Annotated in this window: 15 protein-coding genes; 5 read left to right on the forward strand and 10 right to left on the reverse strand. The window is 58.5% G+C overall.

Annotated elements, in window-relative coordinates; all coding sequences use genetic code 11:
• Positions 1-121 precede the first annotated feature (121 nt).
• The 4 genes from H7C18_RS11575 (at position 122) to H7C18_RS11590 (ending at position 4,512) form a co-directional block, all read left to right on the forward strand.
• On the forward strand, positions 122-472 hold the full coding sequence (locus H7C18_RS11575; protein ID WP_185129206.1) for a winged helix-turn-helix transcriptional regulator: 351 nt from the start codon (positions 122-124) through the stop codon (positions 470-472).
• A 122-nt stretch (positions 473-594) separates the two neighbouring features.
• Positions 595-918, forward strand: coding sequence for a hypothetical protein (locus H7C18_RS11580; RefSeq protein ID WP_238357638.1), 324 nt, complete (start codon positions 595-597; stop codon positions 916-918).
• The gene (locus H7C18_RS11585; RefSeq protein ID WP_185129207.1) at positions 915-2,681 is read left to right on the forward strand and encodes an ABC transporter ATP-binding protein; all 1,767 of its coding nucleotides are present in this window, start codon (positions 915-917) and stop codon (positions 2,679-2,681) included. Before H7C18_RS11580 ends, H7C18_RS11585 begins: the two co-directional genes overlap by 4 nt.
• Positions 2,650-4,512 carry an ABC transporter ATP-binding protein gene (locus H7C18_RS11590; RefSeq protein ID WP_238357639.1) on the forward strand — a complete coding sequence of 621 codons (1,863 nt, stop codon included), beginning with the start codon at positions 2,650-2,652 and terminating at the stop codon, positions 4,510-4,512. Before H7C18_RS11585 ends, H7C18_RS11590 begins: the two co-directional genes overlap by 32 nt.
• 371 nt (positions 4,513-4,883) lie before the next feature.
• Here H7C18_RS11590 and H7C18_RS11595 read toward each other — a convergent pair whose 3' ends face one another.
• The 8 genes from H7C18_RS11595 to H7C18_RS11630 all read right to left on the reverse strand — a co-directional run bounded on the left by H7C18_RS11595 (position 4,884) and on the right by H7C18_RS11630 (position 13,026).
• The gene (locus tag H7C18_RS11595; protein WP_185129208.1) at positions 4,884-5,645 is read right to left on the reverse strand and encodes a DeoR/GlpR family DNA-binding transcription regulator; all 762 of its coding nucleotides are present in this window, start codon (positions 5,643-5,645) and stop codon (positions 4,884-4,886) included.
• Between the two features lie 55 nt (positions 5,646-5,700).
• Positions 5,701-6,492 carry an MgtC/SapB family protein gene (locus H7C18_RS11600; protein WP_185129209.1) on the reverse strand — a complete coding sequence of 264 codons (792 nt, stop codon included), beginning with the start codon at positions 6,490-6,492 and terminating at the stop codon, positions 5,701-5,703.
• Positions 6,493-6,581: 89 nt separating this feature from the next.
• Entirely contained in the window at positions 6,582-7,631 is a 1,050-nt protein-coding gene (locus H7C18_RS11605; protein WP_185129210.1) for a phage baseplate protein, read from the reverse strand.
• Positions 7,632-7,682: 51 nt separating this feature from the next.
• Entirely contained in the window at positions 7,683-8,510 is an 828-nt protein-coding gene (locus H7C18_RS11610; RefSeq protein WP_185129211.1) for a glycerophosphodiester phosphodiesterase, read from the reverse strand.
• A gap of 15 nt (positions 8,511-8,525) precedes the next feature.
• The gene (locus H7C18_RS11615) at positions 8,526-9,884 is read right to left on the reverse strand and encodes an ABC transporter substrate-binding protein (protein WP_185129212.1); all 1,359 of its coding nucleotides are present in this window, start codon (positions 9,882-9,884) and stop codon (positions 8,526-8,528) included.
• Between the two features lie 54 nt (positions 9,885-9,938).
• Positions 9,939-10,679, reverse strand: a complete 741-nt coding sequence (locus H7C18_RS11620) for a carbohydrate ABC transporter permease (RefSeq protein ID WP_185129271.1) — start codon at positions 10,677-10,679, stop codon at positions 9,939-9,941.
• A gap of 126 nt (positions 10,680-10,805) precedes the next feature.
• A complete protein-coding gene (locus tag H7C18_RS11625) occupies positions 10,806-11,684 on the reverse strand; it encodes a carbohydrate ABC transporter permease (protein ID WP_420481853.1) in 879 nt (292 codons plus the stop codon).
• A 244-nt stretch (positions 11,685-11,928) separates the two neighbouring features.
• Positions 11,929-13,026: an alcohol dehydrogenase catalytic domain-containing protein gene (locus H7C18_RS11630; protein ID WP_238357640.1), complete on the reverse strand. Its 1,098-nt coding sequence runs from the start codon at positions 13,024-13,026 to the stop codon at positions 11,929-11,931.
• Between the two features lie 329 nt (positions 13,027-13,355).
• Between H7C18_RS11630 and H7C18_RS11635 the strand changes: the two genes are divergently transcribed.
• Positions 13,356-14,273, forward strand: coding sequence for a helix-turn-helix domain-containing protein (locus H7C18_RS11635; protein WP_185129214.1), 918 nt, complete (start codon positions 13,356-13,358; stop codon positions 14,271-14,273).
• A 228-nt stretch (positions 14,274-14,501) separates the two neighbouring features.
• On the opposite strand, the gene H7C18_RS11640 is transcribed toward H7C18_RS11635, so the two are convergent.
• Positions 14,502-14,963 (reverse strand): MEKHLA domain-containing protein, encoded by a 462-nt coding sequence (locus tag H7C18_RS11640; RefSeq protein ID WP_185129215.1) that lies wholly within the window; start codon positions 14,961-14,963, stop codon positions 14,502-14,504.
• Positions 14,964-15,016: 53 nt separating this feature from the next.
• Positions 15,017-15,799, reverse strand: coding sequence for an SDR family NAD(P)-dependent oxidoreductase (locus H7C18_RS11645; protein ID WP_185129216.1), 783 nt, complete (start codon positions 15,797-15,799; stop codon positions 15,017-15,019).
• Between the last annotated feature and the right edge of the window lie 21 nt (positions 15,800-15,820).

Consider the following 15,820-nt stretch of genomic DNA (forward strand, 5'->3'; position numbering starts at 1 on the left):
CTTCCTCCTGTATTCCTGAATTCGTTCTCGATTCACATCGTAATGGATCTATGGTACATTTGAAAAGTAGTTATATTTAAGTGCATTAGTTTCAAAAAATGAACTATGGGAGGGAAAGCCGATGATGGACGAGTCTTGTCCCGGCAAGGTCGAACCGATCCTGGAGATATTGGATAGCAAGTGGATGCTCCTTCTGTTGTTCGAGCTGTTCAACGGCACGAAGCGGTTCGGGGAACTGCGACGCAAGCTGCAGCCGATCAGTCCGAAGACGCTGACCGACCGGTTGCGGCTGCTGGAGGAGAAGGGAATCGTCACGCGCACGCTCTATCCCGGCGTGCCGCTGCATGTGGAATATGAGCTTACCGAGTCCGGACAAGGGCTGCAGCCGATCTTCGCCGCAATGTGGACGTGGACCCAGCAATTCGGCGAGAGCCTGCAGGAAAGGATGGACGATCGGAGGATGGCCCCGTAGCAAGGGGGACGGGATCAGAAGGGCGCTTCTACCGAGGTAGAGGCGCCTTTTCTGTCGATAAATATGCTTTGACACTTCGAATGCTTTTGTATACAATTGTATACAAAAAGGAGCGGATGCGCATGAGAGAGCATAGAGGCGGAGGAGACGAACAGGGGGACGGAGGACATCGGCGGAGGCACCACCATCATCATCATCATCACGGGGCCAAGACCTTCCGCCGCGGAAGGGCGCTGGAATTCCTGAATGTGCTCGATGTCAAGCGATTGACGTTGAAGCAGCAGCTGGAGGCGCCGGAGTATGGGGAGATCCGACCGATCCTGCTGGGAGAACTCAAGGCGATCGACATGGTCATCGAGGAGTATACCCGGCACTTTGAACTTCGCCAAGCCGGGGAGGAAGCGAATCCGGAAGCGGGGAATGAAGAAGGGGACCAGGGAACATGAGGGGATTGACCGCTTATTTAAAGCCTTACCGGAAATTTTTTGCGTTGGCGCCGCTCTTTATGATCTTCGAGGTCTTTTTCGATCTTCTGCAGCCCAGACTGGCCGCGCATATCGTGAACTTCGGCATCGTGGACCGCGACTACGGCGTCATCGAGCAGACCGGATTCGCGATGCTGGCGGTGGCGCTTCTCTCGCTCGTCTCGGGAGTCGGGTGCAATCTGTTCGCCAGCCGCGCTTCGCAGAACTTCGGGGCCGACATTCGCGAGGCTCTTTTCAAAAAAGTCCAAACGTTCTCGTTCGAAAATGTGGACGCTTTCAAATCGGGGTCGCTCATCACGAGAATGACGAGCGACGTCGTTCAGGTGCAGAACCTGGTGCAGATGGCGCTTCAAGGGATGGTCCGGTCTCCGAGCCTGCTCATCGGCAGCGTCGTCATGGCCCTGCTCATGAATCTTCGGCTGGGTTTGATCCTGCTCGGCACGCTCGTCGTCCTGGTGGCGGCGCTTGTCGTGCTGATCCGGTTCTCCTCTCCGATCTTCACTGCCGTTCAAGCCAAGCTGGACGCCGTGAACACGCGGATTCAGGAGAATCTGGCCGGCATTCGGGTCGTCAAAGCTTTCGTCCGGACAAAGTACGAGACGGAGAGATTTCGGGAGGTCAACGGGGATTATACCCGAATTTCCATTCGGGCGTCCCGGTTTATCGCGCTGAACTCTCCGATCGTGACCCTGATCATGAATGCGTGCCTGGTGACCGTCCTGCTGTACGGCGGGGACCTCGTATCGACCGGGTCCGTACAGGCGGGGGATCTGGTAGCGTTCGTGAATTATGTCGTGCAGGTTCTCTCCTCCTTGATCATGGTGAGCGGGCTTCTCATGAACGTGACGCAGGCCAATGTGTCCGCGAATCGCATTCGGGAAGTGCTTGCCGAACGGCCTCGGATCGAAGACGCGGAACCGGGGGCGGACGATTCCATCCCGGCCCGGCATGTCAAGCTGGAGAACGTTTCTTTCTCCTACAGCGGATCGGCCGACCCCAAGGAGCGGGTCTTGCGGGATCTCGACATCGAAGCGAGCCGCGGGGACACCGTCGCCATCATCGGAGCCACGGGGTCCGGCAAATCGACGCTCGTCCAATTGATTCCCCGGCTGTACGACGTCACGTCCGGGTCCATCCGGATCGACGGGAAGGACATCCGAGATCTTCCTCTGATCGGGCTGCGGAGCCGGATCGGGATGATCCTGCAGGAATCGTTCCTGTTCACCGGCACGATCCGGGACAATATCGCCTTCGGCAAACCAGACGCGACGCAGGAGGAGATCGAGGCGGCCGCCAGGATGGCCCAGGCGCACGACTTTATCGCCAAGCTGGAAGACGGCTACGATACGAAGCTCGGCCAGAAAGGCGTCAATCTGTCCGGGGGACAGAAGCAGCGGCTCTCCATCGCCCGGGCGCTGCTGATTAAGCCTCCCATCCTGATTATGGACGACAGTACGAGCGCCCTGGATCTGGGGACGGAACGGCGGCTTCGGACGGCGTTGAACGAGATTATGCGTCATACGATTACGTTCCTCATCGCGCAGCGGATTTCGTCCGTGATCGAGGCGCAGAGAATTATCGTGCTCGACGAGGGCCAAATCGCGGGCAGCGGCACCCATGGGCAATTGATGGCCTCGTGCGAGGTCTATCGGGACATCTACCGGTCCCAATACGGCAAGCAGGAGGTGCCTTATGTCGGGCAGCCGACCGTCCAATCCTTCTAACGCGTCCCCCTCGCAGACGAATTTCAATCAGATGGGCTTCCATCAGGGCCCGGGCCGGCATCATGGGGGAGTTCCGAAGGTTCGATCCAAGGATGCCAAAGGAACGCTCCGGAGAATCGCGGGCTATTTAAAGCTTCAACGGCAGGCTTTATTCTGGGTCGTCCTGTGTACGGTGCTCACGACGGTCTTCTCGCTGCTCGGACCCTACCTGATCGGCAAAATCTTCGACAAATTTATTGTTCCGCGTCAATTTGACGGAATCGTGAGAATGGGCTTGATCTTGTTCGGGGTCTACGTGCTGGGAGCGGTCTTCACCTGGATTCAGCAATATATGGCCTCGAGCCTGTCCCAGAATACCGTTCGGGACATGCGCCAGGATTTATTCGAACAGTACCAGCGCCTGCCGGTTCCGTTCTTCGACCGGCGGACGCACGGCGAGCTGATGAGCCGGGCGGTCAACGATATCGCCAACGTCTCCAATACGCTGAACCAGACCGTCGTCCAGCTCATCGCCAGCGTACTGACCCTCGTGGGCAGCGTGGCCATGATGCTCAGCTTGAGCGCCCGGATGACGCTCATTACGGTGCTGACGATTCCGCTCATCGTGCTGGTCACGAAGAAGATTACCGCCTACACCCGCCGGTTCTTCTCGGAGCAGCAGAAGCAGCTTGGAGATGTGAACGGCTTCGTCCAGGAGAACATCTCCGGCCTGAAGGTCGTGAAGACGTTCGGAAGGGAAGCCCGATCGATCGAGCAATTCCGCGAGATCAACGAACGGCTGCGGTCGGTCGGCGTGAAGGCCCAGAGCCTCTCCGGCTCGATGGGGCCGATGATGAACACGTCGCGCAACCTGACGTTCCTTATCATCGCGGTATTCGGAGGCGTCTTCGCTTACCATGATCTGATTACGATCGGCGTCATCGTCAGCTTCCTGAACTATTCCAACCAGTTCAGCCAGCCGATCAACCAGCTCGCCAACCAGTACAATCTGTTCCAATCCGCCATCGCCGGCGCGGAACGCGTGTTCGAGGTGCTCGACCTCGAGCCGGAGATATCGGAAAAGGCCGCGTACGGGCCGGACCGCGCGATCCGGGGCGACGTCGTGTTCGATCGGGTGAGTTTCGGTTACAAGCCGGGTACGGCGGTGCTTAAGGATGTGTCCCTGCATGCGAAGCCCGGCCGGACGATCGCCCTCGTCGGCCCTACAGGCGCGGGCAAGACGACGATTATCAATCTGCTGACGCGATTCTACGACATCCAATCGGGCCGGATCCTGATCGACGGCGAGGACATTCGGGACCTCGACAAGCAAGCGATCAGAAGGCAGATCGGATTGGTGCTGCAGGATGCTTACGTGTTCTCCGGGACGGTACGGGACAATATTCGGTACGGACGGCTGGAGGCCGGCGATCGGGAAGTGGAGGAGGCGGCCCGGCTCGCGAACGCCGATGCGTTCATTCGCAAGCTGCCCGACGGCTACGACACGTACTTGAACGCCGAAGGAAGCAACTTGAGCCAGGGGCAGCGGCAGCTTCTCACGATCGCCCGAGCGGTGCTGGCGAGCCCGGCGATCCTCATCCTCGACGAGGCGACGAGCAACGTGGATACGAGGACGGAGCTTCACATTCAAGAAGCGATGAAAACCTTGATGCAGGGGAGAACGAGCTTCGTCATTGCCCATCGGCTCAGCACGATCCGCGAGGCGGACGAGATTCTGGTCATCCGGGACGGACAGATCGTCGAACAAGGCTCGCACGGCGAGCTCCTGGAGAAGAACGGCTTCTATTCCGACATGTATCGGAATCAGTTCGCGCAGGTAGCCGGCCCATGAAGGAAGGGGATGTCCCGGAAGGTAGTTTAAAGCTCTAACGAAACCCAGAGGCGCTATTCCGGCAAAATCGAGGATAGGTGAAACGTAACGAATCGAGGAGACCTTATTGGGGCGGATGATAGCCTTTAGCCGAATGAAACGGGCAAATAAGCTTCCTCAGATTCGTTAGAACGCAAGCCTCGCTCCTTTTCGCCGAATAAGAGCTTGAGGTTTCGTTAGCAATGAGACCGCGGCGGGATACGCAGAGAAGGAGATATTCGATTGGAAAATCAAATGGCGGTACAGGGATCGCTAACTTCCCCGTAACCGCCATTTCTTCAGGGGGAGACAGCCTCGTTCGCGGGGAACGGATTCCGCCGCAGGAGGAGGCACTAGACGACCAGAACTTCCACGCCGTTCTCCCGGAATTTCTGGATATCGTACTCCTGTGCTTCTTCTCCGGTAATCAGCGTATGGATGGCCGAATTCGGCGCGACGGTATGGAGGGAGACCTTGCCGATCTTGCTGTCGTCGGCGACGACGATGATCTTCTCCGCGGCGCCGATCATGCTCTGCTTGGTCCGGACCAGCAGCGCTTCCGGGTGCATCAGGCCGTACTTGGGGTGGATGGCCGGCGTACCGATGAATGCGGTCTGGACATGGAGGGAGTTCAGCACATGATCCGTGAACATGCCGTTCAGCATGTAGCTGGAAGGATATAAATCCCCTCCTGTCAGGATGACGTTGACGCCGCTCGCGTTGCGCAGCTCGGCCGCGACGTTCATATCGTTGGTGACGACGGTGATGTTGTTCTTATGAATCAGGTTTTTGGCGATGTGCAGGGTGGTGGTTCCCGAATCGATGATGATATGGTCTCCCTCGTTCACGAGGCTCGCCGCCATCTGGCCGATTCTGACCTTCTGGTCCAGTCCCTGCGAGGTTCGCTCGTCGAACGGGGGTTCGTTCTGCATCCATTGATCGATCGTGGCTCCTCCGTGCGTCCGCTTCACCAGTCCCTGCTGTTCGATCTCCGCGAGGTCGCGCCGGATCGTCACTTCATGGACGTTGAATTCCTGCGCCAGCTCCGAGATGGACACGACGCGGTGCTGCTTGACATACTCCACGATCCGATATTTCCGTTCGGCAGCCAACAATTGAAGTCCCCCTAGCCTTGACTTTCTGAAGCCCCACTATGATCATTAACCCCAACTATAGTCGAGGCGCGTTTCCCCTGTCAACGACTCCGTTCGGCGCCGCCGGCGCTCCCGTAGCCGCGATTGCCTGCGGCGAGACCTGGCCGCCCCGGGTCTCCATCCCATGGACGATGTCGAGCAGCGTGATCTCCTCCAGGACCGGCAGCCACTGATCCGGACGGACCTCCTTGAGATAGAACAGAACGGTCATCTCCCGTTCGTCCGGGGAGCCGCGGCTGCTCGTCTTCATCTTCAGATCGGCGATTTGAATGCCGTGCTTGCCGAATACGGCCGAGATTCGCGCCAGGCTGTCCGGCCGATGGATCATCTTGATCTCGACTTCCTGGTGCCGGTTCTTCCTTCCCCATACCTTCTCCCACTTGTTTAGCAAATAAAGAGAGATCAGAACGAGAAACGTGCAAAAAAACGCGCCGGTCAAAAAACCGGCCCCGACGCAAAGGCCGATGCCGGCGACCACCCAGACGGACGCCGCCGTCGTCAACCCTTTCACGATATTCCCGTTCCGCATGATGGCGCCCGCGCCTAAGAATCCGATGCCGCTGATGACCTGGGCCGCCAGGCGGGCGGGGTCCATGCGCACGCTGACTTCGCTGATAAAGGCCGAGAAGCCGTACATGGACAGCAGCATGATCGTGGTGGAGCCGAGGCATACCAGAATATGTGTTCGCAACCCTGCGGCATGATGATTCCATTCGCGTTCCATGCCGATCGCCCCGCCCAATGCGGCGGAAATCATCATGCGCAGAATTAATTCTCCGTGGGAAATGTACCAGACGCTGTCGCTCATGGCCGTTCTCTTGCTCCTTCATCGCCCCGGACCATGAAGCTGCGGAACCGACAAACCGTCGATTCCGCAGTCGGCATGGCGGACGGGCGTTAATCCTTCAGCGCGTCCAAGTAATAGATGTTCGCTTGCCTGCCCCCGGTGTCCCCGGAGGCGAATCCGAATGCCAGCCTGGGCGCTTCGGGATGGTTCGGATCCGGAAGCTGAACGGCCAAACCTTCCGGTTCCCGGTACGTGAGATCGGGAGCCGCCGTCATCAGCTGCCGGTCCGTCACTTCGCCGCTGTTCAGATCGACGGACGTGATGTAGGTGTTGCCGTCCGGATACGTCGAGACGGAATGCGTTCCTTCCAGCAGATAAAGCGTGCTTCCGTAAGACGTGAATCCTTGGAAGTCGTAAGAGAGCTGCGGCTGCACGACGTCGGCCAGCGGCTGGACATGGCTATGGCTCTTTACCTTCGACAGCTCGAACACGGCGAAGTGGAACAACCCGTCCAGCCGATAACGCATCGTGAGCAGATCGTGGGCCGTGTCGAGGCTGACCGTCGTCCGATCGGCGCCTTGGATCAACGAATACTTCTCCAGCCACGGGGTATTCGGCGTAACGACGGCTCCGTCGGTGAAGGGGAAGCGGGCGATTTGCGTTCCCCAGCCGTTGGTTCCGTCGGCGGGGTGATCGTGGGCGGCATCCACTTCGGTCCACAGATAGGAGACGGGTTCTCCGTTCTGGCCGACCCCGGGCTCGACGCCGATCTGAACGCCGTGTCCGAAGCCTTTCAAATACATGTAACTGATCACATGTCCCGACTCATCGAGCTTGGTCAGGCACAGATCCCCGTTCAAGGCGCGATCGGCTCCGGAGACGGGGGCCGACTCGCCGGGCAGCTGCTGGCCGCCGGCCATCAGTTGGACCGTATACAGGTAATGGTTGACGTTGTCGAACGCGAACGACTGCAGGACGGTGTTGTTCTGAAGATCCGTTCCCGAGATCAATTCCTTGGCCGGGGCCGTCAGATCGAACGCTTGGGCGGCCTTCACCTTCGCGCCCAGCGGACTGCCGAACGACTGCGAAGGAAGCAGCGTCAGCGCCAGAAGGACCGCGCAAGCGGACATCACGAACTTTCTCTGAGACCATGCTCTCACCTGAATACACCCTTTCCTCTATAAGCGTAACCGTCGCGAGGCCGAAACCTCTCAGCTTTGCGGGTAACGGTCGAGGGTCTGCAGAAAGACCTTCGGCTCGTCGACGGCAAATCTGCGAATGCCGAGATCAAGCAAGTCGAACAAAGTGTCCTGATCGAACCGGGCGATCAGCACTTCAAGCTCCATTCCCGCCTCGGTCAGCTGCCGATAGACGGTCTGCAGGAAGTCCCGGCCCACCCGATAGCGCCAGCCCGATTCCCGATTGTCGTCGTCGACCAGGTGGATCTGGATGATATCGAGAGAGTCGAAGCCGGTCTCCCGGGCATTCTCGTAGGCTCGGATGGTGGCTTCGGGCACGCTGCCCGGAACCCACATCATCGTTCGCACTTCCGGCGCCAGCCGCTTGACCTTCTTGCAGTTCTCGTGGTCGCGATGGGCGAAGATGATCTGGCGGCCGACGCCGCGCTGCCCGATCAGCGCGGCCATCTTCGCCAGGTCGACTTCCTTATAATCCAGATATAGCTCGCGGTCGGGGTGGGCGGCCAGCACCGCCAGCACGTCGTCCAGCGAGGGGATGCGTTCTCCGCGGAACGCTTCCCCGAACGGAAGACCGGCATCCCAGCGCTGAAGCTGCCCGAAGGTCATCTCGGCGATCGGCCGATCCCGTTCCTCGGCGGGGGCGTCCGTCGTGCGGCGGAGCGTCGAATCGTGAATGCCGACGATCACGCCGTCTCCCGTCTGGCGGATGTCCAGCTCGGGAATGCCTCCCAGATCCCAAGCGTACCGCATCGCCGCCATGGTGTTCTCCGGTACTTCGATGTTGCTGTTCTGATGGGCCTGCCAGCGAATCTGGCGCACGATGCTTCCGGTTGCGGACAAGGCGAATCCCCTCCTTTAGTTGGAAGACAGAATGTCCTCCGCCGACTTTTTGAACGTTTTCAGGGTGGCGTCGACGTCCTTGTGATCGTACATGATCGCCTCGATGGCGGAGAAGAACTCCTTCATGACCAGCGGCCAAGCGACGCTCTTGTTCGTGTCGACGGCGTATTGAAGCTGATCGTAGGCCGTCTTGCGGTTCGGATCCTTCGCCCAGAGGTCTTGAACTTCCTGGCTCTCGGCCATCTTCTTGGTGAACGGCAGGTATCCGGTGTCCAGGATGAACTGCTGCGCCCCCTGCGGATCGGTCTCGACCCACTGGACGAATTCCCAAGCCGCGTCCTTATGCTTCGAAGAGTCGAGCATGACGATGTTGCCGCCGCCGGTCGGCTCGGCGTGCTGCTTGTCCGCGGGCAGGAAAGCCGTGACGTAGTCGAAGTCCGTCTGAAGCGTGCTCATGATGCCGGTGGACTGGAACACCATGCCGACCTTGCCGCTCGTGAACATCTGGTTGACGATGCTGCCCGAATCCTGGCTCGGCGGGTAATACAGAGCGCCGGAGTCTTGCAGGTCGCGCAGATAAGAGAACACTTTGTTGCCGGTGCCGTCGTCGACAAAGGGGACCGTCTTGCCGTCGTCGCTGAAGAACGTGCTGCCCGCCTGGGTGATCATGGCCAGCGGATACCAGGTGTCGTAAGGCATCGTCAGTCCGTACGTCGAGACCTTGCCGTTCTCCTTGACGACGAGGGCGTTGGCGACCTTCTTCAGGTCGTCCCATGTCTGGGGAACTTGCAGGCCCTTCTCGTCCAGCATCTTCTTATTGATATAGAAGATCGGCGTCGACCGGTTCAAGGGCAGCGAGACCAGCTTGTCGTTGAAGACGGAATGGCCCATCAGACCTTGCACGAAGTCGTCCTTGCTCATCCCCGACTTGTCCATGTAAGGCGTCATGTCCGCGAGCACGTCGGATTCCGCGAACTGTTGGACGTAAGCCCTTTCCACCATGCTGACGTCGGGAGCGTTATTGCCGGCGATCGCCTGCTGAAGCTTGGTGGACGCATCGTCGTAACTGCCTTGGAACGTGCTGACAACCTGAACGTCGGGGTGCGAGGAGTTGAAGCGCTGAACCATGGCGTCCAAGGCTTCGCCCGTCTTGCCGCTGGTCGAATGCCAGAACTGGATCGTCACCTTCTCGCCGGAGCCCGATTGTCCCGACGTCTGCGATGCGCTGGGCGACGAGCTGCCGGAAGCGCTGGCGGAGGGGCTGCCTGAAGCGGCGTTGCCCCCGTTGTTGCCGGAATTGTTCGACGAACATCCTGCCAGAACGCCCGTCAGCATGGCCGAAGCCAGTAAGATACTGCCTGTTCTCCTTTTCATGTGCAACTTCCCCCTGTCAAAATCGTGAGTTTTATTATTCGAAAAGGATTAACGTTATTTAATCCCCGAATAAACGAAGGCGTTCAAAATCTGCTTGGAGCAAAAAGCGTAGACGACCAGAATCGGAACGACCAGCACCACATTGGCGGCCATGATGATGTTCCAGTTCGCGATGCCCTCTTCCGATCTCAGCGTCGAGATCCAGATCGTGAGCGGGCGGACCGAATCGGAGTTCGTCATGACGAGCGGCCAGAAGTAATCGTTCCAGTGGGCGACGAAGCTGAACAGCGCGATCGTCGCCAGCGCCGGCGCCGCCATCGGCGCCATGATGCGCCAGATGATCTTGAATTCATTGGCTCCGTCCAGCCGTGCCGCCTCGATCAAATCTTCCGGCAGCTGCATGAAGTATTGGCGCAGCAGGAAGATGCCGAACGCGTTGGACATGAACGGGAGGATCTGCGGTAGAAGCGTGTTGATCAGACCCCAATCGCCGAGCATCAGGTAGACCGGGATGAAGGTGATCTGACCGGGAATCATAAAGGCCAGCAGAACGATCCCGAACAGGATGTTCTTGCCCGCGAACTTGTACTTCGCGAACGCATAGGCGGCCGGAATCATGACGAGAAATTGCAGCGCGATGACCGAGAACGTCACGACCACGGAGTTCCGGGCATACATCAGGAAGGATCCGTTATCCATGACGCTGGCGAAGTTCCGCCATTGCGGGACGGATGGAACCAATGTCGGCGGAAACGCTTGCGTTTCATGCAAAGTTTGCAAAGACGTAGAGATCATCCACAGGAGCGGAAAGATAAAAAGAAGGATAAACACGATCTTCAGCAAATATTGGACGGTCGTTCCGATCGATCTGAGCTCGAATCGCAATGGCGCCCCTCCTTACGGCAAGGTTTTCCGGGAATGTTATTGATAATGGACTCTCTTGGACAGCACCTGGAAGTACAGGATCGTCAAGAGGCCGATAATGGCCATCAGAACGACGCCGGTCGCCGAAGCGTACCCGATGTTGGTGGCCCGGTACCCGAAGATGTAGTACACCAGGGTGTTGGTCGCGTTGTTCGGGCCGCCTCCCGTCATGATGCGGACGGAATCGAACACCTTGAACGATCCGATCGTCATGATGATCAGGATAAAGAACAGCTGCGGCGAGATCAGCGGGATGATAATATGGCTGATCGTCCGGAGCCGCTTGGCCCCGTCGATGGAGGCGGCCTCCAGAACTTCGCTGGGAACCCCTTTGATGGCGGCGACCAGAATCAAGGCGTAATAGCCGATGCTGTGCCACACGGATACGATGACGATCGACATCATGGCCGTTTTGGAGCTTTGCAGCCACTGGGACGGCGGGATGCCGAACAGATGAAGGACGTAGTTGAGGTAGCCGACATTGGGCTCCATCAGCCACATCCACACCAGCGCGATCGATACGATCGAGATGATGTGCGGCGTGAAAAGGCCGATCTGCACGAGCGAGTTGATCCGCTTGTTCTTATGGATCCACACGGCTACCAGCAGGGAGAGCAGGACCGTGAAGAAGACGACGCTGACGGTATAGACAGCGGTATTCCCCAGTGCCTTGTAGAAGTCGTCCCGGGCGAAGATGCCGCGATAATTGTCCAGCCCGATAAATTTGCTTTTCGCTTTGTTCATCAAGTTGTACTTATAGAAGCTGAGGTAGATCAAGTAGACGATCGGGTAGATCACGAACAGAATAATGCCGGCCATCGCCGGCCCGACCATGACGTAGGGGCGGATGGCTCCCCACCATGTTTTTTTGTGCACCGTTTTGCCTCCCAACCAATTAAGCGTTTACATTTAAGGCGACAAATTCGATTTTCTTCAAGATCAACTCCTTGTTTCCATTTCTTTCAATAGGGCGCCTCGCATGCAGATGTGCCAAGCCGCCTCATCGTCGGCGAAGGATCGAAAGCTCGAAAGTTCGTCTTTTTTAGATGATGATAGGGCAGGCTTGGCACCACGCGTTTAAGTTTACCTCAGATCCGACGAACGTGTCAGCAGGGCTCCTTTACCACTTGAAGTCCAGCAAAACCTTATGCCAGGTCCGATGCGAGGCGGCCAGCTCCATCGCTTGCGCGAAATCGTCGGCGGACCGGATCTCCGTGCGCTCCGGAGGCAGCAGCCGGGCCAGCGTCTCCTGGCAGGCGGGATCCTTCATGGCTTCCAGAACGGGATAGAAGTCCCGGATCGAACTGCGGCTGCTTCCCCGGAGGGTCAGCCCTTTCTCCAGAACGTCCCGGGTGTTGATGGGAACTCTCTCTTCGGAGACGCCCATCAGGATCAAATGCCCGCACGGCTCCAGGATGTCGATCGCCTGGTTCAAGGCGCTCTCCGAGAACTTGCCGCCCGTGCACTCCAGAGCGATCGGGAACCGCTCTCCGCCCGCAAAATCATACTCCTGAACGAGGTGGCGCGTCGCGAATTGGAATTGCTCGAGCTTCTCCGGAATGGCGCCGAACACCGTCAGCCGGTCCTGGCTTACGCCGTATACGTGATGCAGAACCGCAGCCGCCAGATAGCCGACGGGTCCGTCGCCAAACACGGCGACGCGCGCGGTTTTCAGCTGTTCCTTGACGTGAATCAGCGCTTGATAGGAGACGGAGGCCAGCTCGGTCAGCACCGCGATCTCGTCCGGCACCTCGTCCGGAATCGGAACGGCGTTGGCGGCCGGGACGACCAGTCTCTTTTGGGCGATGCCGTCCGTTCCGCTCCCCAGAAATTTTCCGCGATTGCAGTAATTGCTGCCATGTTCGTTTTTGCACGCCGGGCAGCAGTGATCGGAATCGGTCCCGTCGAGAAGGAATCCCTGCATGTTCGGAACGACGACCACGCGCTGCCCGGACTTTAGCTCCGGCACGCGGCTTTCCGCGATGGTGCCGATCCCTTCGTGGATGAGCGCCATCGGCAGTTTGCGCTGCAGCACTTCCGCCTGTCTCTGGCCGGTAAAGTACCGCAGATCGGCATGGCAGATGCTTGCAAGCGAAGGCTCGACGACAACTTCCCAATCCCGAACTTCGTGATCCAGCACCGCTTCGACCACATCCCGGGGCTTCAGAAGACGATAAGCTTTGGATTGGACATGATGGCGATTGATGACTTGACTCAAGGGCGTAAACCTCCTAGATCCATCCTTCGTAAAAAAAATTGTGCATTGGATGATCATTTGTGTTTAAATAATGTTCGTTAATGATTTAATCGGAGTATAATATGCACGTGAATGCGTTGTCAATACAATTAATAAACATAAATGCGCGGAAAATAAAAAATAAATCACATTTAGAAACATTTTAGTGCATTCGGGGCGCGTGACGGTTTCCGTTTCGTTTTTCGAAGATGGATAACGTGGCGTTTAGGAGAATGGCTGCGGGGAAAAAAGGGTCTGGATGCCGATTCGCGAAAAGGATAGATATCTCCAAAGAGAGGAAGGACCACCAGATGCCGAAGCCGGATTTGGCCGCGCTGCAGCCGCAAGAGACGTTGGAGCATCTCGGCGACTTTTTGTTTCCGCCGTACATTACGCAAGCCCATATTTTCAACGCGCCCGAAGGCTGGGGATTCGAAGGCCGCGTCTTGAAGCAGTATGCGGTCAACTATGTGATCGACGGAGCCGGCGAATTTCGGTTCGGGGACGAGGTGTATCGGGTGGAGAAAGGAGACGTGTTCTATTACGGCCCGCTTGAACTTCATGGCTTGCGCGCGGTGCCGGGGCAGCCATTCCTCTCGATTACCGTTGTCTTTCATTTCGCCGACGCGGCGTTTCCGATGGACCGGCTGCTCGGCGACCGGCGGCATTTCGGCAATTTTTTCGGCCATCGCGTGGAAGGGTGTTTCTCCGAGCTGGTCGCCAAATACCGTCAGCCGGGAACGGAAAACCGGTTTTTGAGCCAAACCCTGTTGACGACGATCCTGGCCGAACTGGCCAAGAGAAGGCCGGACAAGCTGGAGACGGCGGAAGAGGCGGTTCGGGGCAAGAACGTCGCGCGCCTCGTCCAAGCTAAGAATTTCATCGAGAACCGTCTCGACCGCGAGCTCGATACCCGGGAGCTCGAGAGGATCGCCGGGATGACGTGGAATTATTTGATCTCCCAATTCAAGAGGACGTTCGGCATTACGCCGATGCAGTTCCTGATCTGGGCGCGGGTCACGAAGGCCAAGGAGCTGGCGCTGCAGACCCCCCTGTCGTTCGGGGAGATCGCCGCGCAGGTCGGGTATCGGGATATTCACGCCTTCGGCAAAATGTTTCGCAAAAAGACGGGCATGAGTCTTACGGAATTTTGCGCTTCCGTCTACGAGAAGGATCACCATGTCCTCTGGCCGGGCAACGAAAACGAGAACCCGGAATCATCGCGATAACGGACGCCTTTTTGCCGATGCCGACTACATACAGACTCTTTCTCCGGGTCATGCCAATCGAACAGGCGGCCTTCCGGCCCGGCCAGGCGCAGCTCGGCGCCCGCTTCGCGGAACAGGGGGCGGAATTCCGGGGCGCAGCCGCCGATCCGGTAACGGAAATAGAACTCGAAGAGGGACGCTTTGGGAGAAGCGTCCCTCTTCGAGTTCTTTGCTAGCCGGAGCGAGCCGTCAAAGGTAACGATGCTCCCTGAAAGCGGCGGCCTGCCCGACATGCGCTCCGTTCGCGTCCGTCAAGTTCCAGACCGTTGCCTTCAGGATGTAAAATCGCCGGCCGTTGCTGGAGATGCGGACTCCCGTGTAGTCGTCGACGAACCCTTTCTCGTGCACGGCCTTCAGAAAGGCGGCCCGTTGATCCCGTTCCATCGGCTCCGCGGTCAATTTGGACGGCGTGCCCGTGAAGGTCTCCCAATCCATCTCCCACAGCTCCAGCGCCGCCCGGTTGCCGAAGTTCAGCACCGGATCGGCTTCCGTTCCGTGGGACAAGACCACGCAGGGAGACCCGAATAATCGTTCAAATGCATTCTCCGTAGTAACCGGCACGTCCAGAAGCGGCTGCCCGGTCAACCTTCGGTAGCTGTCGATGATGGTTCGGGCGTGCTCGTTTGTTGCTCCAATGCCGTTGTAACGCATGAATTCCGATGCCTCCTCCACTCCCGCTCCTTGGATCCACTCTCTATTTTTTATTATAATGCGGGGCACGACCCGCCGTCGATATTGACGGACGTTCCGGTCACGTAAGATGCCGCCTCGGAAGCCAGAAACACGATCACTTTCGCCGCTTCGTCGGTGTCCCCGATTCTCCCCAGCGGAATCCGGTGGCGGGGATTGCGGGCATACTGCTCCCAGGTGAGCCCGGGCTCCTCCCGCTTCCAGCGTTCCTCCAGCTGGCCGCTGCGGATCAAGCCGATGCACACGGTGTTTACGCGGATCTGGTCGGGGGCCAGATCGAGGCTCATCGCCTTGGTCAGGGCTTGTCCGGCCGCGCGGCTGACCGTGCTCGGCATGGAGCAGGCCGGCGGCGTCTTGGCCCAGGAAGTCGTGACATTGACGATGGCTCCCTTGCCGGACCGGCGCATGTGCGGAATCGCGGCCCGCGACAGACGGACGGCCGCCATCAGCTTTAAATCGAGGTCGGCCGCCCAAAGCTCGTCTTCGATCCCTTCGAACGGCATGGCGGCGGCGGTTCCCGCGTTGTTCACCAAAATATCGAGCCGGCCGAATTGCTGAACGGCGAGGGCAGCCGTTTTCTCGCAGTCTTCGGCATGCGTCACGTCGGCGCGGATGGTCAGCGCGACAGCGCCGGTCCGTTCCTTGATGAGGCCGGCCGCCGCGGCCAATTGCTCTTGATTCCGCGCGCAAATCGCGACACGGGCGCCTTCCGCGGCGAACGCCGCCGCCGATTCGAGGCCGATCCCTTTGCTTCCCCCGGTAATCAGCGCGACTTTCCCCCGAAGTCCCAGATCCATGGGATCGCCTCCTTAGGATGG

Source organism: Cohnella zeiphila (genome assembly GCF_014212055.1).
Classification (GTDB): domain Bacteria; phylum Bacillota; class Bacilli; order Paenibacillales; family Paenibacillaceae; genus Cohnella; species Cohnella zeiphila.